At 69.2% G+C, this 20601-nt stretch carries 17 protein-coding genes; 1 reads left to right on the forward strand and 16 read right to left on the reverse strand.

Translation table 11 applies throughout. The features are described 5' to 3' along the window. Positions 1–45: 45 nt before the first annotated feature. Complete coding sequence (locus tag AC16DP_RS34215) at positions 46–1710, forward strand: alpha-amylase family glycosyl hydrolase (RefSeq protein WP_329733361.1); 1665 nt, start codon at positions 46–48, stop codon at positions 1708–1710. Here AC16DP_RS34215 and AC16DP_RS34220 read toward each other — a convergent pair. From AC16DP_RS34220 to AC16DP_RS34295, 16 genes are all read right to left on the reverse strand, one after another. Continuing rightward, the gene (locus AC16DP_RS34220) at positions 1636–2661 is read right to left on the reverse strand and encodes a glucodextranase DOMON-like domain-containing protein (RefSeq protein ID WP_329733362.1); all 1026 of its coding nucleotides are present in this window, start codon (positions 2659–2661) and stop codon (positions 1636–1638) included. The two genes, AC16DP_RS34215 and AC16DP_RS34220, sit on opposite strands and share 75 nt — an antisense overlap. Positions 2662–2747: 86 nt before the next feature. Beyond that, the gene (locus AC16DP_RS34225) at positions 2748–4979 is read right to left on the reverse strand and encodes a hypothetical protein (RefSeq protein ID WP_329733363.1); all 2232 of its coding nucleotides are present in this window, start codon (positions 4977–4979) and stop codon (positions 2748–2750) included. A gap of 119 nt (positions 4980–5098) precedes the next feature. Then, positions 5099–5944: a glucodextranase DOMON-like domain-containing protein gene (locus AC16DP_RS34230; protein ID WP_329733364.1), complete on the reverse strand. Its 846-nt coding sequence runs from the start codon at positions 5942–5944 to the stop codon at positions 5099–5101. Positions 5945–5975: 31 nt separating this feature from the next. Then, positions 5976–6854, reverse strand: coding sequence for a sugar ABC transporter permease (locus AC16DP_RS34235; RefSeq protein ID WP_329733365.1), 879 nt, complete (start codon positions 6852–6854; stop codon positions 5976–5978). After that, the gene (locus AC16DP_RS34240) at positions 6854–8776 is read right to left on the reverse strand and encodes a carbohydrate ABC transporter permease (protein ID WP_329733366.1); all 1923 of its coding nucleotides are present in this window, start codon (positions 8774–8776) and stop codon (positions 6854–6856) included. The genes AC16DP_RS34235 and AC16DP_RS34240 overlap by 1 nt, the downstream gene beginning before the upstream one ends. Before the next feature lie 140 nt (positions 8777–8916). Continuing rightward, the gene (locus tag AC16DP_RS34245; RefSeq protein ID WP_329733367.1) at positions 8917–10140 is read right to left on the reverse strand and encodes an extracellular solute-binding protein; all 1224 of its coding nucleotides are present in this window, start codon (positions 10138–10140) and stop codon (positions 8917–8919) included. Positions 10141–10170: 30 nt separating this feature from the next. Beyond that, the gene (locus AC16DP_RS34250) at positions 10171–11265 is read right to left on the reverse strand and encodes an ABC transporter ATP-binding protein (RefSeq protein ID WP_483956928.1); all 1095 of its coding nucleotides are present in this window, start codon (positions 11263–11265) and stop codon (positions 10171–10173) included. A 33-nt stretch (positions 11266–11298) separates the two neighbouring features. Further along, positions 11299–12786, reverse strand: a complete 1488-nt coding sequence (locus AC16DP_RS34255; RefSeq protein WP_329727935.1) for an alpha-amylase family glycosyl hydrolase — start codon at positions 12784–12786, stop codon at positions 11299–11301. Between the two features lie 324 nt (positions 12787–13110). After that, a complete protein-coding gene (locus tag AC16DP_RS34260; protein WP_329727936.1) occupies positions 13111–13527 on the reverse strand; it encodes a hypothetical protein in 417 nt (138 codons plus the stop codon). 106 nt (positions 13528–13633) lie between these two features. Continuing rightward, entirely contained in the window at positions 13634–14230 is a 597-nt protein-coding gene (locus tag AC16DP_RS34265) for a chemotaxis protein CheC (RefSeq protein WP_329727937.1), read from the reverse strand. After that, entirely contained in the window at positions 14227–16326 is a 2100-nt protein-coding gene (locus tag AC16DP_RS34270; RefSeq protein WP_329727938.1) for a chemotaxis protein CheA, read from the reverse strand. The genes AC16DP_RS34265 and AC16DP_RS34270 overlap by 4 nt, the downstream gene beginning before the upstream one ends. A 42-nt stretch (positions 16327–16368) precedes the next feature. Next, positions 16369–16737 (reverse strand): response regulator, encoded by a 369-nt coding sequence (locus tag AC16DP_RS34275; protein ID WP_043412942.1) that lies wholly within the window; start codon positions 16735–16737, stop codon positions 16369–16371. A gap of 72 nt (positions 16738–16809) precedes the next feature. Continuing rightward, positions 16810–17238, reverse strand: coding sequence for a chemotaxis protein CheW (locus AC16DP_RS34280; protein WP_329727939.1), 429 nt, complete (start codon positions 17236–17238; stop codon positions 16810–16812). Positions 17239–17311: 73 nt separating this feature from the next. Then, positions 17312–18616 carry a methyl-accepting chemotaxis protein gene (locus AC16DP_RS34285; RefSeq protein ID WP_414640699.1) on the reverse strand — a complete coding sequence of 435 codons (1305 nt, stop codon included), beginning with the start codon at positions 18614–18616 and terminating at the stop codon, positions 17312–17314. A 98-nt stretch (positions 18617–18714) separates the two neighbouring features. Then, entirely contained in the window at positions 18715–19701 is a 987-nt protein-coding gene (gene thiL / locus AC16DP_RS34290) for a thiamine-phosphate kinase (protein WP_329727941.1), read from the reverse strand. Positions 19702–19710: 9 nt separating this feature from the next. Continuing rightward, a complete protein-coding gene (locus AC16DP_RS34295) occupies positions 19711–20232 on the reverse strand; it encodes a hypothetical protein (RefSeq protein WP_329727942.1) in 522 nt (173 codons plus the stop codon). Positions 20233–20601: the final 369 nt, after the last annotated feature.

A 20601-nucleotide genomic window follows, 5' to 3' on the forward strand; every position in this document is an offset into this window, starting at 1 on the left:
CGGCGGCTGGCCGGGATCTCCGGGGCGCTGCTAAACCAGGAAGCCATGCCGCCCCCGCGCTCCCTCCGCTTCCTCCCCGCCTTGACACTGCTGGCCTGTGCCCCGCAGGCGCCCTCCACCGTCACCCCGGCGGAGCGGCCTCCCGTGGAGCTCGCCGCGCCCGCCGGTGACGAGTGGTACCGGCACGCCGTCTTCTACGAAGTCTTCGTGCGCAGCTTCCAGGACTCCAACGGGGACGGGAAAGGCGATCTGCCCGGCCTCATCGCGCGCCTGGACTACCTCAACGACGGGGACCCGAGCACCCCCACGGACCTGGGCGTGGACGCGCTGTGGTTGATGCCGGTGTTCGACTCGCCCAGCTACCACGGCTACGACGTGGTGGACTACGAGCGCATCCACCCGGACTACGGCACCGTGGAGGACTTCGAGCGGCTGTGCGCCGAGGCCCACCGCCGCGGCATGCGCGTCATCCTGGACCTGGTGCTCAACCACAGCAGCTCGCAGCACCCGTGGTTCGTGGAGTCCGCGTCCTCGCGCACCTCGGCGAAGCGGGACTGGTACCTGTGGAGCGACACGGACCCGGGTTGGCGGCCGCCCTGGGACATCTTCTCCAAGGGCTCCACCTGGTACGAGCGCAACGGCGCGTACTACTACGGCGTCTTCTGGAGCGGCATGCCGGACCTCAACCTGAAGACGCCCGCGGTGCGCGAGGAGGTCAAGCGCATCGCCACCTTCTGGCTGGGCAAGGGCGCGGATGGCTTCCGGCTGGACGCGGCGCGCTACCTCATCGAGACGGGAGGAGGGCTGCCGGGGCAGGCCGACACCCCGGAGACGCATGCCTTCTGGAAGGAGCTGGCCGCGCACGTGCGGAGCGTGAAGCCGGACGCGGTGCTGGTGGGGGAGAACTGGACCACCACGCCCGTCATCGCCACCTACTACGGCTCCACGGCCCGGGTGCCCGGCGGGGACGAGCTGCCGCTCAACTTCAACTTCCCCCTGGCCGAGGAGCTGCTCAAGGCCGCCCGGACGGGGGATGCGGCGGACGTCACCGTGAAGCTGGCGGAGATGCGCAGCCACTACCCCGCGGGCGTGGCGGACGCGCCCTTCCTCACCAACCATGACCAGGTGCGCGTGGCCACGCAGCTGGGCGGCAAGGCCGGGGACCTGGCCACCGCCGCCTCGCTGCTGCTCACCCTGCCCGGCTCGCCCTTCCTCTACTACGGCGAGGAGCTGGGCATGGCCAACGGCACCACCCTCAACGACGAGGCCAAGCGCACGCCCATGGCCTGGGACGCGAGCGCGGGCGCCGGCTTCACCCGCGGCACGCCGTGGTTCCCCCTGTCCCCGGGCACCGAGCGCACCCACGTGGCCGCGCAGGTGAATACCCCGGGCTCGCTCCTCTCGCGCTACCGCGAGCTCATCCGCGTCCGTCACGCGTCGCGGGCCCTGGAGCGCGGCGGCCTCAAGCTGCTCACGCCCACCCAGGGCCGCGCCCCCACGCTCGCCTTCCTGCGCACGGTGGGAGACGAGCGGGTGCTCGTGGTGCACAACCTCACGGATGCCGCGCTGACGGCGGGCCCCTTCGCGCTGGAGGGCGACACCTCCGAGGTGCTCTTCGCGGACCCGTCCGTGAGCTCACTGCTGCGGGACGGGGGCGGCTGGAGCGTCACCCTGCCCGGCCACGCCACCGGCATCTGGCGCCTGCGGTAGGACGGGCCCGGCCGGCACCACCGCCGGCCAGGGGCGCGCCTGGAGCCCGAGCACCTCCTGCTGGCTCACGCCCTCGGGCACCAGCAGGTCCACCACCGGCGACTGGTTCGTGCCACCCAGGCGCCCACCGCCAAAGCGCTCGTGCGAGGTCCCCGGCCCGATGCCCAGCACCATCAGCCCCTGCTGCGGCGGAGCCGTCACCCCTCCCAGGAAGGTGGGCAGCTCCACCCGGCGATCCAACGTGGCGCCGGTGACCGCCACCGCGTACCCCCACGTGGGCCGCGCCTGGCCCCCGAGGAAGGACTCCGGGACGAAGAAGGACACCGTGGGCCCCGACACGTGCACCCGGGTGGGGAAGAAGACGCTCCGCGCGATGCGCTGCTCCAGCCGCGCGTCCAGCGCCCTCGCGGTGGACTCGCTCACCGCGCCCTGCTGCCGCTGCAGCTCCGCCAGGGCCTCCTGCCGCCACAGCGTGCGCAGCATGTCACGCGCCTCGTAGGGGCGGGGGGTGAGGAGGATGACCTTCTCCCAGGCGCTGCCCGGAGCGAGCGTGAGGTAGCGGCCGGGGAGCGTGTCCACCCGGCCCGAGCCCTCCTTCCCATCCTCGTCCACGTACACGTCCAGGTTGAAGGTGTAGAAGCCGAAGCGCGCCATGTCCGCCAGCGTGGTCCCCGCCGCGTCCATCGTCCGCCGCATGGGCACGGGAATGGGCCGGGCGAAGGTCGCCTCGAAACGGGTGCCTCCGCTCTCCGCGTACGCGCGGAAGGACAGCAGATCCAGGGAGCCCGGCCCCATGTCCTGACGCAACGGGTAGCGCAGCTCGCCATCCCCATGGTCATCCCCCCGCGGGTCCTCCAGCGAGAAGAGCCGCGTGTCGCCACGCGTGCCACGGCAGGCGCTGGCACACGTGGCCAGCAACAGGAGCAGGGAGAGACGGCGGAGCAGCACCATGCGCGGAGTCCTCGGAGCGGGAAAAAGCGAGGGGCCCGGCGGGCGTCACCGCGCGCCGGGCCCCCCTCAGACTGCCTTGAAAACGGTTAGAACTGCGCCTTCATGAACGCCTTGAGACGCATGTGCTCGAAGGAGCGCGTCCCCAGCGGGTTCCAGCCGCCGTAGCGGTTGGTGAAGCCCAGGGAGCCCACCTCCACGCCATGGTCCTTGGAGATCTTCTCGTCGGCCGCCTGGGCCACGAAGCCCGTGCCGTAGTCCGGCGTGAAGGTACCGAAGAGGTACTGGCCCTCGAGACCGAACTCCACACCGGCCAGGATGTACTTGGCCTTCAGGGACACCAGGTTCTTGTCGTGCTGGCCCGACACCATCTGGTGCAGGTTGTAGGACTGGAAGGCCGTGTTGCCGTCCTGCAGGTCCGCCATGAACCGGGTGTAGCTCAGCGAGGCGTACAGGTCGTCCGTCAGCTGGTAGCCGGCGCCGAGGTTGAAGCTGGTGTAGTTCAGCACGCGGTCGTCGTCGGAGATGTCATCGAACGGCTTGAACTGGTAGCCGGAGCCGTCGGCCACGAGGCTCGGGTTGCCGTAGAGGTCCGCGGTGGACAGCTGCTTGCCGCTGGCGTCCGTGCCGTAGTAGCGCTTGTTGCCGGCGCAGGCCACGCCGCCGCCCGGGCAGTCCCCGTCCTGGTAGGGCAGGTACTTCTTGTCGTTCAGGCGCTTGTCGGTGTCGTGGATGTACTTGACCTTGCCGAACACGTCCACGCCGCGGCCCAGGTCGAGCACGTAGCGGGCCTTGGCCACCAGGATGTGCGTCTGCTTCTCCTGGAAGGGCTGGTAGGCGCTGCGGAAGTTGTGCAGCACGCCCGAGTCCAGCTCGGTGCCCGGGTAGCGGGTGTTGTCCAGGGCGCGGGTGTCATCACCCCAGGCCTGCCAGTTCTGGTTGTAGGTGATGAAGGAGTACTCACCGGCGATGTCCAGCGCGCCGTTGCTGTACACCGGGTTGAACGTCAGGCCCTTCCAGCCGATGGCCGTCTCGGCCATGGGCTCGTCGAAGTCCGTGAACTCGTTGTCCACGTTGATGGTGGCCAGCTGCTGCGTCTCGTTCGTCCAGCCGCCGTAGCCGATGACGGAGGGGTTGCCCGCGAAGACGCCGTACTTGGCGTTGTTGGGGCCGGGGAAGGCGAAGGTGGCGTCGTGACCCTCGGTGAGCAGCACGTCCGACTCACGGCGGGCGGCCATGATGGACATGTAGTCCGCGCCGATGCTGAACGCCTGCGCGTTGAGCGACAGGCCGATCTCCAGCGGATCATTCAGCGTGACGTCCACCTTCCAGGTGTTGTCCTCGTGCTTGCCCGCCATCGTCGGCGAGTAGCCGTTGAGGCCGAAGCTCTTGTGCACGAAGGCGGGGTTGTTGTCCGGCTTGTCCCCGAAGCGGTTCGTCTCCTCCGCGTGCATGTACGAGCGGTAGAAGGAGCCGCGCACGTCCAGCACGGAGCCCATGTGGAAGCCGGCCTTCAGGCCGCCCACGCCGTTGCGGAAGCGCGGGTAGAGGTCCCGGCCGTTGTCCAGGTTGTTGTCCCCGGCGTTCAGCTCGTTGTCGATGGCGTACTGGAAGATGCCACCCACGTCGAACATGTCGTTGAAGGTGTACTTGCCCTGGAAGACGTAGGAGGCGTCCGTGGTGTGGAAGGCGCCCGTGCTGTAGTTGGGGCCGGCCCAGAGGCGGGGCAGCGAGATGCCGGCCACGTCGTACGTCAGCTTGCGCTCGAGCGCCGAGCCCTGCACGAGCACGCCGTAGGCGTTGTCGCGGTCGATGTAGCGGATGCGGCCCACGACGAAGGGATCGAACTGGCCGAAGTCGTTGGCGCCGATGGTGGCAGAGTCGACGAGGTAGCCCGGCGTCAGGGTGACGGCGAGGCCGCGCAGCTTGATGTACTGGTTGGAGCGCACGTCGAACTCACCGCAGTCGCCGTTGACGCAGGGGCCTTTGGGGTTGCCGCCAAAGCCACCGAAGTTCGACCAGAAGTTCTGGCTGAAGCGGCTGTGGATGCGGCCCCGCACCTCGACGGCGCTGGAGAGGCGCGCGTTGAGCAGCAGCTCGAGCTCGGTGCCGATACCGTTCTCGCCCGAGCCCTCACCCGGGATGGTGGTGAAGTTGAACATCGCGCCCTGCTGGCGCGAGTTGCCGTACAGCCACTTGGTGTAGGTGGTACCGCCAATCTGGAGCTTGGGGGCCTCCTGGGCGAGCGAGGCGGAAGCGGGCAGCAGGGTGGCAGCGGCGGTGAGGGCGACTGCGCCCTTCCGCAGGGACTTCATCTTCATGGGTGATACCCCTCTCTTTTGCAGCCGAACCGGGACGCGGGGGCATCCCGGCTGCCGGCGCGGACGGCTCTTCACCGTCCGCGCGACCCTCCGGCAGGAATGCGTGAATCTGGGAAGGACTACTTCTGCTCCTGGGCCGCCGCCTCCGGCTTCGCCGCGCCGCCCACCATCGTCAGCGTGGCCGGCTTCTTCGAGCTGCCATCCTCGGCGCACTCGTAGCTGAGCATGTCGTGCTGGGCCTTCACCTCGGACGCATCGCCCTTGCCCTGACCGGCGAGCACGTCGATGGCGTGCGGATCACAATCGTTGTCGTTGCCGCCGCCGAAGCGGTGCTGGCCCTCGAACTCGTTCACCTTGCGGGTGAGCAGATCATTGCCCGCGGGGAAGCCCTCGTTGGACTGCACCACCACCTGGAAGCCCCACTGCGAGGGGTCTCCCTCGAGGCCCGCCAGGTCCACGGTGGCGTTGATCTTCCGGCCCGAGCCCTTGGTGCGGGTGGGGACGATGATGTTGTCCTTGAGGGCGCCGGCCTTGTTGCCCGCCTCGGCCTTCACGCGGGCGGAGTTCTGCGGGGAGATGATGATGACCTTCTCCCAGCCGTTGTTGGGGGCGAACTTCACGTTGAGGCCGGGAGGAGACTCGGTGGAGCCGCTGCCCTCCTTGCCGTCCGTGTCGATGAAGATGAAGGCCATCTGCACGGAGAAGCCCGAGCCCATCTTCCAGGGGTCCTCGAGCGTGGTGTTGAAGCCCAGGGTGACGTCGGCCTTGGAGCCCTTCTTCTCGAAGGTGAAGTCCGTCAGGTCGAACGAGCCGCGCTTGTACACGGTGTCGGTGGGGTACTTGTAGGTGCCCGGACCGTTGTCGTCGCCGGTCGGATCCTTGAAGGACACCTTGTCCGCGGCGAGCGCGGGGGCGCCCAGGAGCGCGGCGGCCAGGGAGAGAACAGCGAAACGCGAGGTCTTCATTGCGACTTCTCCTTGAGAAAGGGACTGCGGACTAACCCTTGACGCTGCCGGCGGTGAGGCCGGAGACGAGGTACTTCTGGAGGAAGAGGAAGAGGACGACCACCGGGATGGACACGATGATGGAGCCGGCGGCGAAGTAGCCCCACTGCTGGGAGAAGCCGCCCACGAAGAAGCGCAGGCCCACGGGCGCCGTGTACATGGTCTCCTGGTCCATGAAGGTGGCGGCGAGGATGAACTCGTTCCACGCCGTCATGAAGGAGAAGAGCGCCGTGACGGCCACCGCGGGCTTGGCCAGCGGCAGCACGATGGTCCAGAAGATCTTCCCCGCCGAGGCGCCCTCCATGACGGCGGCCTCCTCGAGCTCCTTGGGAATGGTGTCGAAGTAGCCCTTGAGCATCCACACGCTGAAGGGGATGGAGGTGGTGGCGTAGACGACGATGAGGCCGATGCGCGAGCTGCCCAGGCCCAGCCACTGCACGAGGATGATGTAGAGGGGGATGAGCATCAGCGTGCCCGGGAACATCTGGGACACGAGGAAGGCCATCATGCCGGCGCGCTGGCCGGTGAACTTGAAGCGGCTGAAGGCGTAGGCGGCGGTGCACGCCAGGAAGACGCCCACCACGGTGGTGCCCAGCGCGATGATGGCGCTGTTGAGCATCCACTGGGCGAAGGGCTGATCCGTCATCACCGAGGTGAAGTTGGAGAAGGACAGCGTCTCCGGCCACGGCGTGACGGCGCGGACGCGGTCCATCATCGACGGCGCCTCGGGGAGCGTGGTGATGGCCAGGCTCTGCTTGCCCGAGAGGGCAATCGTGATGACCCAGAGGATGGGGTAGAGGGTGAAGAGGGTGAAGAGCACCAGCAGCACATGCAGCGGCCAGTGGGGAACCCCTTCGCGGCGCGAGAACATCAGGCGGCCTCCGTGGCGCGGGACATGCGGTTCTGCACCACGCTGTAGAGCAGCAGGATGCCGAAGATGACGGTGGAGTACGCCGCCGCGTAGCCGTAGCGGTAGCGCTGGAAGGCGTACTTGTACGCCTGGGTGACGAGGATTTCGGTCGAGTTGCTCGGCTCGCCCTCGGTCACCAGGAAGATGACGTTGAACTGGTTGAAGGTCCACACCACCGACAGGATGATGGCCGGGACGAGCGCGGGCTTGAGCGCGGGCAGGGTGATGGCGGTGAACTGCTGCCAGCGCGAGGCGCCGTCCACGCGAGCGGCCTCATAGAGCTCGGCGGGGATGGAGGTGAGCGCGCCGAGCGACACCACCATCATGAAGGGGAAGCTCAACCAGCCGTTGGTGGCGAGCACGGTGAGGAAGGAGCTGACGGGGGTGTCGTACCAGGCGAGCCCCTGGCCGCCGAACATGCGGATGACATGGTTCACCACGCCGAACTGCTGGTGGAACATGCCCTTCCAGATGAGGGCGGTGATGTAGTTGGGCATGGCCCACGGCAGGATGAGGAGCACGCGGTACACCGGGCGCAGCGCCAGCCCCTGCACGTTGAGGATGAGGGCGAGCACCAGGCCCACCGTTACGCCGATGGTGACGTTGGTGACCGTCCACACCACGGTGAAGAAGAGCGTGTAGTAGAAGTTGAGGTAGTTGAAGACGATGGAGCCGTCCTGCGCCCTCTTGGCGATGCTGAAGTCGCCCAGAATCTCCGCGTAGTTGCGCAGGCCCACCCAGATGTCCGTGAGCGACTGCCCCGTGTTGTAGAGGTTGGAGTCGGTGAAGGACAGGGTGATGCCGTAGAAGAACGGGAAGAAGACGAGCACCACCATGCCCACCATCGCCGGGGCGATGTAGGCGTACGCGGTGCGGTTCTCCACCACCGTCTCCACCGTGCGGGCCAGGCCGCCCATGCCGATGAAGAGCAGCACGGCGAGCGCCAGCGTGCCCAGGCCCCCCAGGGCCCGGCCCGCGCCGGAGCGCAGCTCGGCCACGCGTGCCGCCACCGCCGCCTCGTTCACCGCGCCCGCGGGCGTCACGAGCCCGAGCGGACGGCGGTACGGGTCGGCGTCCCAGTTGCCGGGCTGCAGCGCCAGCTCGGTGGCGAGCTGACGCTCGGCCATCACCGCCTGGGCGCGCTCGGACATGGCGCGCAGCTGACCGGCCACGAGCGTCTGCGTCTCGCGCACCTGGGCGTCCAGCATGCCCAGCGAGTACGAGGCGTAACCGCCCACGCCCACCGCGAGCGCCACCACCGAGGCGATGACGAGCAGGCCCTGCTTGCGTACGGCGAAGGAAGCACCCGCGCACAGCGCCAGCGGCAGCAGCAGCCACAGCGCCAGCGCGCCCTTGCTGGGGTAGAGCGGCTCCTTCAGCGGGGGCGTGGCCAGCTCCACCAGGCCCACCACCGCGCCGTCCACCTCCACCGGAGCGCTCAGCTGACGGCCGCCGTTGGGCAGCGCCTCGGCTTCCACCTCCAGCTTGCGCGCGGAGCCCTCCTCGCGGTTGGTCTCCACCGCGGCGCGCAGCCGCTGGCCGCGGTCATAGAGGGGCTTCTCCTCGCGCGACAGCCGGCGCGGCGCCGCGCGATCGTCCTTGTCCTCGGAGAAGGTGGAGGCCTCGAGCTGGATGCCCGAGAAGGCGATGACCCGCACCGCGCTGCCCGCCGGGAGCTGCTGCTGCCAGGCGGACACCACGGCGCGAACGGAATCACCCTTCCCTCCCGCGCGCTGGACCAGGTCCTCCAGCGCACGGAGGGAGATGAAGGCCTGGCGGTCCGCGCGCTCGGTGGCAACGGTCTCCAGGGCCTTGGCCAACAGGCCCTGGGCGAGCACGAGCGACAGGCCGAGGGCGAGGGACAGCCCCACGAGCACCCGCACGCGGCGCGGTGCATTTCCCCGGGCATCTCCGGGGGGAGTGCCCGCGCTGTGAAGGGGTTCGGTGGCACCGCGCTCGGAGGGCGCGGAGGCGGCGGATTCACCGCCGGAACGCTGTGGGGCCGTCGTGGTCACTCAGTGCCTCACTTCTTGCGCAGGCCGGCCACGTCCTTGGCCACGGCCTTCTGGGCCACGTCGAGGGCGGCCTTGGGGGTGGAAGCCTTCTTGAGGATGCCGTTCATCGCCGAGGTGGCCGGCGACCAGACCATCGTCATCTCCGGCACGTTGGGCATCGGCACCGCCACCTCGACCTGGTCGCGGAACGCCTTGAGCTGCGCGTCGCCAGCGACCTTGGGGTCCGAGTACACGGTCTGATTGGCGGGGCTCTGGCGGCCCTCCAGCGCGAGCACCTTGGCGGCGGCGGCGTCGGTGAGGAACTTCGCCACCTCGAAGGCGGCGTCCTTGTTCTGCGACGGAGCGGAGACGTACACGCCCTCCACCGTCATCCACGGACGCATGGGCTTGCCACCGGCCTCGTCGAGCGTGGGCAGCGGGGCCAGGCCGTAGTCCACGCCCTTGGCGATCTCCCCGAGGAACCAGGGGCCGGAGAACACCATGGCCGCCTTGCCATCGTTGAAGAGCGAGGTGATGAGGGCGCTGGAGGGCTCGGCGGGAAGGATGCCGTCCTTCTCCGCCCACTTCATCATCAGCTCCACGGACTTCACGTTGGCGGGCGAGTTGAGCGTGGGCGTGGTGCCCGGGCCGAACACACCACCGCCGAAGCCGTTCATCAGCGCCGAGTGGTAGTAGAAGTCGCCGTACGAGTAGGCCAGACCGAAGCGGCCCGCCTTCTTGTCGGTGAGCTTCTTGGCCGTGGCCACCAGCTCGCCGCTCGTCTTGGGCGGGGTGGGCACCAGCTTCTTGTTGTAGATGAGCGTGACGACCTTGTAGTTGAGCGGCAGGCCGTAGACGGTGCCGCGGTAGGTCATCGCCTCCAGGGTGGTGGGGATGAAGCGCTTGCGGACGGCGTCATCCAGGTAGAAGTCGATGGGCTCCACCGTGTTGCCGGCCTCGATCCACCCGCCCAGACGGTCCTGGGCGAAGATGAAGAGGTCGGGGCCCTTGCCGCGCGGCACCGTGGCGGAGATCTTGTCCGCGTAGGCGTCATACGGGACGGCCAGGGTCTTCACCTGGATGTCCTTGTGGGCGTCGTTGAACTGCTTGATCACCTTCTCCAGCGCCGCCTTCTCCTCGGCGCGGTAGCCGTGCCACAGGACGATCTCCTTGGGCTGGGCGGAGGCGGGCGTGGACAGCAGGCCGAGGGCGGACAGAGCCATGGCCGCGATCATCAGTCGCAGGTTCTTCATGTCGGGGAGCTCCTGAGGGAGGGACTCGGACTAGACGGACAGACGTTGCTCGGTTTCGGCGTCGAAGAGGTGCAGCGACTCCAGCTCGATGGCCACCGCCATCTTCGCACCGGTCTCCGGAGTGTGCTGGGGCGGGAGCCGGAAGACCAGCGAGTTCTCGGCCAGCCGGGAGTGGACGATGACCTCGTTGCCGAGCGGCTCCACGAGATCCACCCTCACCTCCAGGGAAGCCGTCTCACCGCGAGCATTGGCCGAGGACGCGAGGACGTTGTCCGGGCGGATGCCGACCTTGAGCTTGCGGCCGCCCTTGCCCGCCGTCACCGCGCGCAGGGCCTGGGGAACGGGCAGCTTGAAGCCATCGCCCTCGAGCCCCTCGCCGTTGGCCGAGAGCGTGGAGGAGGTGAAGCTCATGGGGGGCGAGCCGATGAACTGGGCCACGAAGACGTTGGCCGGGCGCTCGTACACCTCGAGCGGGGTGCCGAGCTGCTGCAGCTTGCCGTCCCGCATCACCGCGATGCGGTGGCCCATCGTCATGGCCTCGATCTGGTCGTGCGTCACGTAGACCGAGGTGACGCCCAGGCGCTGCTGGAGCTTCTTGATCTCCGAGCGCATCTGCACGCGCAGCTTGGCGTCGAGGTTGGAGAGGGGCTCGTCGAAGAGGAACACCGCCGGCTTGCGCACGATGGCGCGGCCGAGCGCCACGCGCTGACGCTGGCCACCGGAGAGCTGCTTGGGCTTGCGCTCCAGCAGGTGGGTGATGCCGAGCACCTCGGCGGCCTCGTTGACCAGCCGGTCCATCTCCGGCTTGGGCGTCTTGCGAATCTTCAGGCCGAACTCGAGGTTCTCCCGGATGGTCATATGCGGGTAGAGCGCATAGTTCTGGAAGACCATCGCGACGTCGCGGTCCTTGGGCGGGAGCTCGTTGACGACGCGCTCACCGATGGAGAGGTTGCCGCCGGTGATCTCCTCCAGGCCGGCGATCATCCGCAGCGCGGTGGACTTGCCACAGCCCGAGGGGCCCACCAGCACCATGAACTCGTGGTCGCGGATATCGAGGTTCAACCCCTCGATGACGGACACGTCTCCGTACCGCTTGGCGACATTCTTGAAAACGACTCCGGCCATCTCAGGCTCTCCCCACTCGGGATTGCATCCAGTTCATCGTGCCCGTCCCAGGATGCGAACGGACAGCGGCTCGACGGTGACGTCCATCGTCGGAGCAGCCGTGAGGCGGCTCCCGTCGAGCAGATCTTCCGCGTCCGCACCGCTCCAGGCCTCGGGCCAGGGGAAGGAAGCGGACGCCTTCTTCTCACCGCGGTTCACCGCCACCACCACCGCGTCACCCGACTCCGCGTCGTGGCGGAGGAAGGTGTAGACATCACCGTCGGTGGCGAGCCCCTTGTGGGTGCCACGGGAGAGCGCGGGGTGGGCCCGGCGCACGGTGATGAGCTTCTGGTAGAAGGCGCGCAGGGCCTCGTCGCGAGGCAGACCCGAGCCGGGCTGCACGGCGCGCGAGCCCCAGGGCATGTCGCCGCGGTTGGCGGGCCAGTCACCGCCGGGACGGCCCACCTCCTCGCCGTAGTAGATGACGGGGATACCGGAGGTGGTGAGCTGCAGCGCCGCCGCGAGCCGGAAGCGTGACGTGTCGCCCTTCAGCTGGAAGAGCAGGCCGGGCACGTCGTGCGAGGACAGGAAGTGCGACAGGTGGTAGCCCTTGCGCACCTTGTGCCGCGAGCGCAGGTAGGCATCGAAGGCCACGGTGCGGCCGCGCCCCAGCGCCCACGCGAGCGCGTTGCCCTGGAAGCCGAAGTCGAAGCCGGCATCCATCTCGTCGTTGACGAACCAGGGATCCAACGACTCGCGGTCCCCGCCCCACACCTCGCCGAGCAGGAAGAAGTCCTTGCCCAGCTCCTCGCGGGTGCGGCGGCGGTGCTCCTGCCAGAAGGGGTGGTCCACGTGCTTCACCGTGTCCAGGCGGAAGCCGTCCACGCCCGAGCGCTTGCCCCAGGCAATCTGCGCGTCGAGCAGGTACTTCGCCACCTCGGGCTGCTCCGTCTTGAAGTCGGGCAGGCCGGACACGCAGCTGGTCAGATCATCCTGGCCGCAGGTGCCCTTCTCCTCCGAGCGCAGCCAGCCCTTCGTCTCGGGGGCCTTGAGGTAGCGCGAGTTGTAGCCGGGGTGGTTGTAGACCACGTCCAGCAGCACGCGGATGCCGCGCTCGTGGCACGCGTCCACCAGCGCCTTGAAGTCCTGCTCGGTGCCGAAGCGCGGGTCGAGCTGGGTGAAGTCATCCGCCCAGTAGCCGTGGTAGCCCCAGTCCGGGAAGCCGGCGCCGGTGACGAAGCCGTCGATGTTCTTCACCACCGGGGTGATCCACAGCGCCGTCACGCCCAGGGAGGACAGCTCGTCGAGCTGCTCGCGCAGGCCCTTGAAGTCACCGCCGTGGAAGGCGCCCGGGGCCTTCTTGTCCACCTTGAGGTTGTTGGCGGCGTCGCCGTCGGCGAAGCGGTCCAGCACGACGAAGTAGAGGACCTCGTCGGCCCAGCGGCGTGCGGGCGCGGCGGGAGGGGCCACCGCGGCGGGCGCGGGAGCAGCAGCGGGCGCGGCCACCTCGGGCGCGGCCGGAGCGGACGCGCTCGTGCTCACCTCCGAGGTGGTCTCCCGGGGGGCCGGCGGCTGCGGGTGAGCGCAGCCCGCGAGCGCCAGCGGGAAGAGCAACAGGGAAGAGGCGAGTGGGTGACGAATGTTCGCGCGTCTGGTCCGGGGGCGACGAGGCGACGAATCAACCATTGCGCGGGACTTTTCCACACCCGCTTTCGAAAGTGAACCTCCCCACTCCGGATGTCACCAGACCCCCGTGAATCCACGAAGTTGCCCTGTCTCTTTTCACGTGAAGCGCGCGTGCCTGCACGCACCGTCCTGTCACGCGCGCATGACGGCGCAGATGCCACCGGATTACGGCGCACCGTGTCAATACGGGGTGGTGTTGGTGCGGTCCGGGAGCTGGAGGGGGTCGGCCTTGCCCACGTCCTCCACGACGATGATTTCACGGGCAATCATCTCGGTGTCGTTGTTGGCGAAGGAGGCGCGCACGGTGGAGCCGGGGGCCAGGTACTCGCGGCCAATCTGCTTGCCCTCCTGGTAGTAGCGCGTCTGCTCCGTGATGCGCAGGTAGCGGGGCCGGCCCCACTTGTCCTCGATGACGAGCACGTCCGAGTACTCACCGGTGACGGTGCCCTTCAGGGTGAAGCCGCGCTCGAGCGAGGAGGGATTCTTCGCGACGGAGCCCTCGGCGCCCGAGCCGCGCCGCATCGCCACGGTGCTGTCCGTCCTGCACCCCGCCAGCACCACCGCGCCCACCAGGGCGCCCCAGACGATTCGCCTCATGCCCGCCTGCCCCCTCGGGGCGCACGAAGGGGCGCCCCAGGGTGGAAGGTGGAGAGGGCCGCCGGGGGCGGCAAGCAAACGCGGGAGGAACGGCTGCCCGGCCGCCCTACACGCCGAGGCGGGTGAGCAGCGCCCTGGAGCTGTCGCGCTCGAGCACCAGCAGCACCTGGCCGGACACGGAGGGCGCGCCCACGGCGGAGAAGCGCGTCTCCAGCACCACCATGCGATCGCCGCCCTGCGCCTCCGTCACCGCGCGCGACACCACCAGGCCCGCCGGGCCGCGCACCAGCTCCGGCACGGTGGGCAGCAGCCGCCAGCCCGTCAGCGTCCCGATGGCGGACAGGCACGCGCTGGCCACGATGTTGGCCGCTTCCGACAGCGCGCTCTCGCGCTCCTCGGCCGGCGCGTCCTGGCGCCGCAGCAGCAGGGCCTCCAGGGCGGCGCTGTCCTCGCGGGGCAGCACCAGCAGCAGCACGCCGCGCAGTTGGCCCTCCATGCCCAGCTTCGCCGCCACCACGGGGGCCTCGGCGCCGCCCAGCAGCTCGGCCACGTCCGCGGCGGAGGCCAGCACGGCGCGGGGCACGGACAGGTTCACCGTGCGGCCCCCCACCAGCCGCGCGAGCGCGTTGACGGCGTGCCCGCAGCCGATGTTGGCCACCTCGCGCAGGGCGTCCAGCTGAATGTCGCTCGGAGAAGGGCTCACGCGGACAGTAACCTCGGCACGTCCAGGATGAAGACCGGGCGGCCACTTCCCAGGATGGTCACTCCCGAGAGGCCCGGCAGCAAGTCCAGGGGCCGGGACAGCGGTTTGAGCACCGCCTCTTCCTGCCCCACCAATCGGTCCACCGCGAGCGCGACCCGTCCCGCGTCCCCTTCCATCACCACGAAGGGCCGGACGCCCTTGCGCGGCGGCGCCTGGACGCCGGTCAGCTCATCCAGTCCGTACACGGGCAGCAGCCCCTGCCCGTGCGGCAGCAGCGGCATCTCCCGGCTGCGCTCCAGCTTCTCGCTGTCCGCTTCCATGGCGCCCACCACCTTGGCGATGGGCAGGCCGAACACCTCGTCGCCCACGGCCACCAGCAGCAGGTGCACCACCGCCACCGTCAGCGGCAGCCGTAGCGTGAAGCGCGTCCCGCGCCCCAGCTCGCTCTCGATTTCGAGCGTCCCGCCCACGTTCTCCACCACGCGCTTCACCGCGTCCATGCCCACGCCGCGGCCGGAGATCTCCGACACGTCCTGGGCGGTGGACACGCCCGGCAGGCACGCGAGCATGAAGGCCTCGCGGTCCGTCATCCGCGCCGCGGCCTCCGCGCTGAGGGCGCCGCGAGCCACCGCCGCCGCCTTCAGCTTCGCCGCGTTCATGCCGCGGCCGTCGTCCTCCATCTCCACCACGACGCGGTCGCGCCCGCGGCGCACCGACACCAGCACGCGGCCGCGCGCGCCCTTGCCCGCCGCCACGCGCTCCTCCGGCGTCTCCAGGCCGTGGTCGATGCAGTTGCGCAGCAGGTGCAGCAGCGGATCCGCCAGCTCGTCGAGGATGGCCCGGTCCAGCTCGATCTCCGCGCCGGTGATGACCAGGTCCACCTCGCGCTCGCGGCGCCGGGCGATGTCGCGGGCGGCGCGGGGCAGCCGGTCGGTGATGAGCGACAGCGGCGTCATGCGCGCGCTCATCACCTTGTCGTGCAGGTCCTTCACCAGCGTGTGCAGCCGGTAGACGCCCTCCTCGATGGGGGGGCGCGAATTCTCCGGCAGCACCTTGCCCAGCTCGCGCAGGCGCGCGGTGGCCAGCAGCAGCTCGCCCACGGTGTCGAGGAAGTAGTCCAGCAGCTCCGTGCGCACGCGCACCGTGCGCGCCGTCGCGTCCGCGCCGGTGGGAGCGCGCGGGGCCTCGGCCTGCGAGGGGGCGGGAGCGGGCAGGGGCGGCGGCGCCACCACGGCCGGCTTGAGCGAGACGAGCTCCACCTCCGCCACGTTGCGCAGCGCCTTGCGGATGCCCTCCTCGCCCTCGGCCGTCTCCAGCTCCACCTGGATGTGGCCCTCGGGGATGCGGCCGGCCTTCAGGTCCTCCAGCGGGGGCTGCAGGCCGTGCAGGGTGCCCAGGCCCGTGAGCCGCTTGTGCACCAGGAAGGCGCGCACGCCCGGCGTCTGGCAGGTGGGGGCGATGCGCAGCCGGACCGCCCAGCGCTTCGCCGTCTTCGCGGCCCCCTCCTCGGGCGGAGGGAGCACGGCGGCCACCCGGGCCTCGGCGGCGGGCTCGGGTGCCGGGGGAGGCTCCGCGGCAGGAGGTGGCGGCGGCGGGGCCTCGACGGCCTCGGGGAGCACGCGCGCGGCGGCGGTGAACGGAGCGGGCGCGGCGGGCGGGGGCGAAAGGGGCCTCGCCTGATGGATGACCCGCGTGGCGCTGGGCGTGCGGCCGGTGACGAGGCACACCTTGTCCGCGAGCTGGCCGAGCAGGGCCGAGGCGTCATCCGTCGGCCTGCTCTCCGCCACGGCCCGCACCTGGTCGAGCATCTTGTCGGTGGCCGACAGCAGCAGGTCCACCAGCGAGCGCTCCAGCTTGGTGGGATCCTGGCGGATGGCGTCCACCAGGTCTTCCACGCGGTGGGCCACCACGGCGATGGACTCGAAGCCCATGGACGAGGCCATGCCCTTCACCGAGTGGGCGTGGCGGAACATGGAGTCCACCACGGCGGGGGCCCCCTCGCGCTCCAGCTGCACGAGATCCCTGCCCAGCCCCTCCAGGTGCTCGCTCGCCTCGGTCAGGAACAGGCCGAGGTAGCGGGACATGTCCATCGTCATGTCCGGCCTCGGTGGCGCACGACAGCTCTCCGGGACGGGGCGCTAGCCCTCGCCCAATACCTTCTTCACGACGGCCAGCACGTCCTCGGCCCGGAACGGCTTCACGATGAAGTCCGAGGCGCCCGCCTCGATGGCCTCCATCACCAGGCTCTCCTGGCCCAGCGCCGAGCACATGATGACGACCGCGTTGGCGTCATACTTGATGATCTCCCGCGTGGCCTCGATGCCGCTCTTGAACGGCATGACGATGTCCATCGTGGTGAGATCCGGCTTCAGATCCTTGTACTTCTCCACGGCCTCCAGTCCGTTGGCCGCCTCTCCGACGACCTCGAAGCCGCCGGACGCGAAGATGTCCTTGATCATGTTGCGCATGAAGATGGCATCGTCGACGACCAGCACCCGCTTAGCCATGTGCAGCTCCGCCTCCGCGAAAGGCCCCGAGAGGGCCGCGGACACTACCATCCGCCCATTTCAGGCGGCTACTCACTTCTGTTGAGTCGCGGTGAAGAGTCCAACCACCGCGGAATCCAGTCCCTCTGGATCCAACACCGTCACCGCCATGCCCCGCAAGCGAGCCACGCCTCGCACCGCCGGTACCGACTTGCCCGGAGCGGCGCTCACCCGCTCCACCGCCTCGATTCCATCCACATCCGTCACCAACAGGCCGATATCCCGCCGTCCCCGCTCCAACAACACCACCCGGCCCGGTGGGGTGGGCCCATCCGGCAGGCCCAACAACTGGCGCAGCTCCACCACCGTCACCACCCGCCCGCGCAGGTTCATCACCCCCGTCACCGCCGATGGCGCCCGGGGCACCCGCGTGAAGCGCTCCGGAGGCACCACCACTTCCTTCACCGCCGCCAGCGGGAGCCCGTAGCGCTCCTTCTCCACCCGGAAGATGACGTGCCGCACAGAGCCGACTTTCTATCAGCAAGCCAGGGGTTCGGGGAAATTCGTGGAGAAAAGGTTTCCGGCTGGCGGACACTCAGGCGTTCAGGCGGAAGCTGCGCACCACGCTCTGCAGCTCGATGGAGAGGTTGGTCAGCTCGCTGGCCAGCGAAGTCATCCGCACCATGGCGTCCGTCTGATCCTGGATGACGGCCTGGATGGCCTCGGTGGAGGCGGCGTTGTTGCGGGCCACCAGGGAGATCTCCTCGGTGGCGTTGACCATCTCCTGGCTGCCCTTGAGCTGCTCGCGGGCGCTCTCGGAGATGAGGTGCACCTTCTCGGCCACCTTGCGCACGGTGTCGGTGATGGCGCTCATGGAGCGGACGATGCCGGTGATGTCCTCACGGCCCTCGGCCAGCTCCTCGATGCCCTCCTTCATGGCGCTCACCACGGAGGTGGACTGGCCGGAGATGTCGCGCGCCAGCCGGGAGATCTGCTCGGCGGAGCGGCCCGCGCTCTCGGCCAGCTTGCGCACCTCGTCGGCCACCACGGCGAACCCGCGGCCGTACTCGCCCGCGCGCGCCGCCTCGATGGTGGCGTTGAGCGCCAGCAGGTTCGTCTGCTGCGCCACCTGGGTGATGGCGTCGACGATCTTCGAGATTTCCTGCGTCTTCTCGCCGAAGGCGAACACCTGCTGGCTCGCGGCTTCAATCCGGTTGAAGACCTTCTTCACCTTCTCGCCGGCCAGGAGCGCGGCCTTGCTGCCGTTCTCGGCGGCGCTGCTCGTCTCGGCGGCGGTGCGGGCGGCGTCCTCGGCGCTGGCCGCGGTGCGCTGGATGCTGCCGGCCATCTCCGTAATCACCTTGGACGTCTTGCCGACGAGCTGCGACTGCGTCTCGGCGCCCTGGGCGATCTTGTCCATGGACAAGCCCACCTCTTCGTTGGTCGCGTTGACGTTCTCGGCCGAGCCCTGCAGGTCCTTGGCGGTGTCGGCCACGCTCTTGGCGGTGTCTTGAATCTTGCCCACCAGCTCGCGCAGGTTCTCCTGCATGCGGCGGATGGCCATGGCCAGCTCGTCGATCTCATCACGGCGCAGGGCGCGCGGCGGCTCGACGACGAGCGGCTTGGAGAGATCGCCCTGGGAGATCTCGAAGGCCGAGCGCGACAGCACGCGCACGCGCGTCACGCGGGCCAGGTAGCGCGGGAGGATCAACGCCAGCCCGAGCGTGAGGCCCAGCGCCATGCCGATGCGCCAGTAGAAGTCCAGCAGCGTCTCGGAGATGAGGAGCGCCGCCGTCAGCACGCAGCCCATCATCAAGTAGCCGGTGAGGATCTTCAGCTGCAGGGAGACCTCGTGTCCCCCGGTGCCGGGCTGCTCGACGGTACGGAGCAGCCGCTGCACGGGATCACGGCGGGGAGTGAGGCCTGGGGATGGATCGTCGCGGAGAGGGCGGCGCACGGTTTCGCTTTTCCGGGGGACAGCGACAGCGGTGTACGGGTTTAGCCCTCTCGTCCGGAACGGTCAATCCGCCCGCCCCCCCGGAAGTGGTCGAAGCCAGCTTGCAGGCGCAGGCTCCGCCCGGATGCGTCACGGATGTGTCCCGCTCCGCCCCGGGTGAGCCGGCCGATGCGTGTGACAGGCTCCTTCACTCGGAGACAGGCCTGTTCGAAGGCGGGGGTGCGCTCAGGTGGGACGGCGAGGAGCAGCTCGTAGTCCTCGCCGCCCGCGAGTGCTCCCTCGGTGCCCAGGGAGGCACGGACGGCCCGGGAGAGGGGCAGGCGCTCGAGCTCCAGCTCGGCGCTCACGCGCGAGGCGGTGCACAGGTGCCCGAGGTCCTGCGCGAGGCCATCGGAGATGTCCAGCCCCGCCGAGGCGAAGCGCGCGGCGAGCCGGCCCAGCGCCACCCTCGGTATCGGGCGCTTCTGGCGGAGGATGGGCGCGGAGCGGCGCGCGCCGGACAGCAGTTGCTGGAGGCCCAGCCGCGCGTCTCCGAGTGTGCCCGAGATGTAGAGCACGTCCCCGGGCCGGCCTCCCGCGCGGGTGATGGGCGCGGTGCCCGGAAGGAGCTCACCCGCGGCGGTGATGGTGATGGAGAGCTCGCGCGCCGAGGTGAAGTTGCCGCCCACCAGCGCGATGGCGTGCTCGCGGGCGAGTGCGCTCATGCCCCTCGCGATGCCGGTCAGGTCCCGGCGCGGGAAGTCCCGGGGCAAGGCGAGCGCGCAGACGAACCAGCGGGGGATCGCGCCCATCGACGCGAGGTCCGACAGGTTCACCGCCAGCGCCTTGTGGCCGATGTCCTCGGGGGAGAACCAGGCCCGCTTGAAGTGCACGTCCTCCACCACCGCGTCCGTGGTGATGCACTGCGCTCCCTTCGAGGGGGAGAGCACGGCGCAGTCGTCGCCCGGGCCCACGGGCACTCGCGCCCTGGGGAAGTGGGAGAGGAAGAGGTCGATGAGGGTGAATTCGCCCGCGGCCTGTTTGCTCACATTCATCCTCTAACGGCGCCTGCCTCTCTCCTCCTTCTTACTCTCTGCCCCACTTGTTCCAGTGTCGAGGCCCGCGAAGCTCCGGGCCCGCGCCAGCGCCCTGTTGATCTCCTCCCGCAGTGCTGGATGATACTTCCGGCCACGAGTCCGCCGCTCGACGTCGGCGATGAGGTCTGCCGCCTTGCGCCTCCCGGCACGAGAGCCCTTGGAGGCCTTGGCCGACAGGACACATGCCAAGAGCTGGCGGTCCATTGTGGAGTAGCCGAGTCGTTCCAACCGCCGCAGGTACGGCGAAAACAAGCGCCAGGGTCCATCACTGGTCGCCATGATGAGGTCCTCGGCGACCCGTCTCCGGACTTCCCGCTGCTCCAAGGCGGAGTGTGCCTCCTTGAGACGGCGCCTCTCGAACTGCTTGTATGCCCGGATTTTCTCAGCGGCGGATGCGTCTCGCAGCGAGAGGAAGAGACGATCCCGCTCTTGTCCCCATCGTAGCGACCTCTCCTGCTCAGCCTTCGTCAGCTTCCGGGGCATGGCACCCGCACTCCGTTCCAGGTGTAGATGGCCTCTGGCCAGAAGCCATTGGAAACGCAATACGCCATGCAGCTTCCACAGATGGATTGGTCGTAGACGCGCCCCGGCTGACTGTCGCCACCCGCCTCCACACACCTTTCGTAGTAGTCGGTACAGCGTTGCTTTGTGTCCTCATCCGCCTCGTGCGATTCGCTCTTGGTGGACGCCTGCTCCGTGTCGAGCGGTGGAACAGGCCCGGGACCCGGTGGTCTTGGAGGCTTGGGCTTCTCGGGCACCTTGGGCGTCTTGGGCGTCGCTCCCAGTTGCTCGCAGGCCGCTTTCACGCCGTTCTTGCATAAACAATCCAGCGTGCTCGCACAGCCCGGCCCT

This window comes from Archangium sp. (genome assembly GCF_057119385.1).

What these genes read in the sequence shown, in the direction of transcription:
- AC16DP_RS34215 (WP_329733361.1), top strand. Translation starts at nt 46, where the DNA reads ATGCCGCCCCCGCGCTCCCTCCGCTTCCTCCCCGCCTTGACACTGCTG.
- AC16DP_RS34220 (WP_329733362.1), bottom strand. Translation starts at nt 2,661, where the DNA reads ATGGTGCTGCTCCGCCGTCTCTCCCTGCTCCTGTTGCTGGCCACGTGT.
- AC16DP_RS34225 (WP_329733363.1), bottom strand. Translation starts at nt 4,979, where the DNA reads ATGAAGATGAAGTCCCTGCGGAAGGGCGCAGTCGCCCTCACCGCCGCT.
- AC16DP_RS34230 (WP_329733364.1), bottom strand. Translation starts at nt 5,944, where the DNA reads ATGAAGACCTCGCGTTTCGCTGTTCTCTCCCTGGCCGCCGCGCTCCTG.
- AC16DP_RS34235 (WP_329733365.1), bottom strand. Translation starts at nt 6,854, where the DNA reads ATGTTCTCGCGCCGCGAAGGGGTTCCCCACTGGCCGCTGCATGTGCTG.
- AC16DP_RS34245 (WP_329733367.1), bottom strand. Translation starts at nt 10,140, where the DNA reads ATGAAGAACCTGCGACTGATGATCGCGGCCATGGCTCTGTCCGCCCTC.
- AC16DP_RS34250 (WP_483956928.1), bottom strand. Translation starts at nt 11,265, where the DNA reads ATGGCCGGAGTCGTTTTCAAGAATGTCGCCAAGCGGTACGGAGACGTG.
- AC16DP_RS34260 (WP_329727936.1), bottom strand. Translation starts at nt 13,527, where the DNA reads ATGAGGCGAATCGTCTGGGGCGCCCTGGTGGGCGCGGTGGTGCTGGCG.
- AC16DP_RS34270 (WP_329727938.1), bottom strand. Translation starts at nt 16,326, where the DNA reads ATGACGATGGACATGTCCCGCTACCTCGGCCTGTTCCTGACCGAGGCG.
- AC16DP_RS34275 (WP_043412942.1), bottom strand. Translation starts at nt 16,737, where the DNA reads ATGGCTAAGCGGGTGCTGGTCGTCGACGATGCCATCTTCATGCGCAAC.
- AC16DP_RS34295 (WP_329727942.1), bottom strand. Translation starts at nt 20,232, where the DNA reads ATGCCCCGGAAGCTGACGAAGGCTGAGCAGGAGAGGTCGCTACGATGG.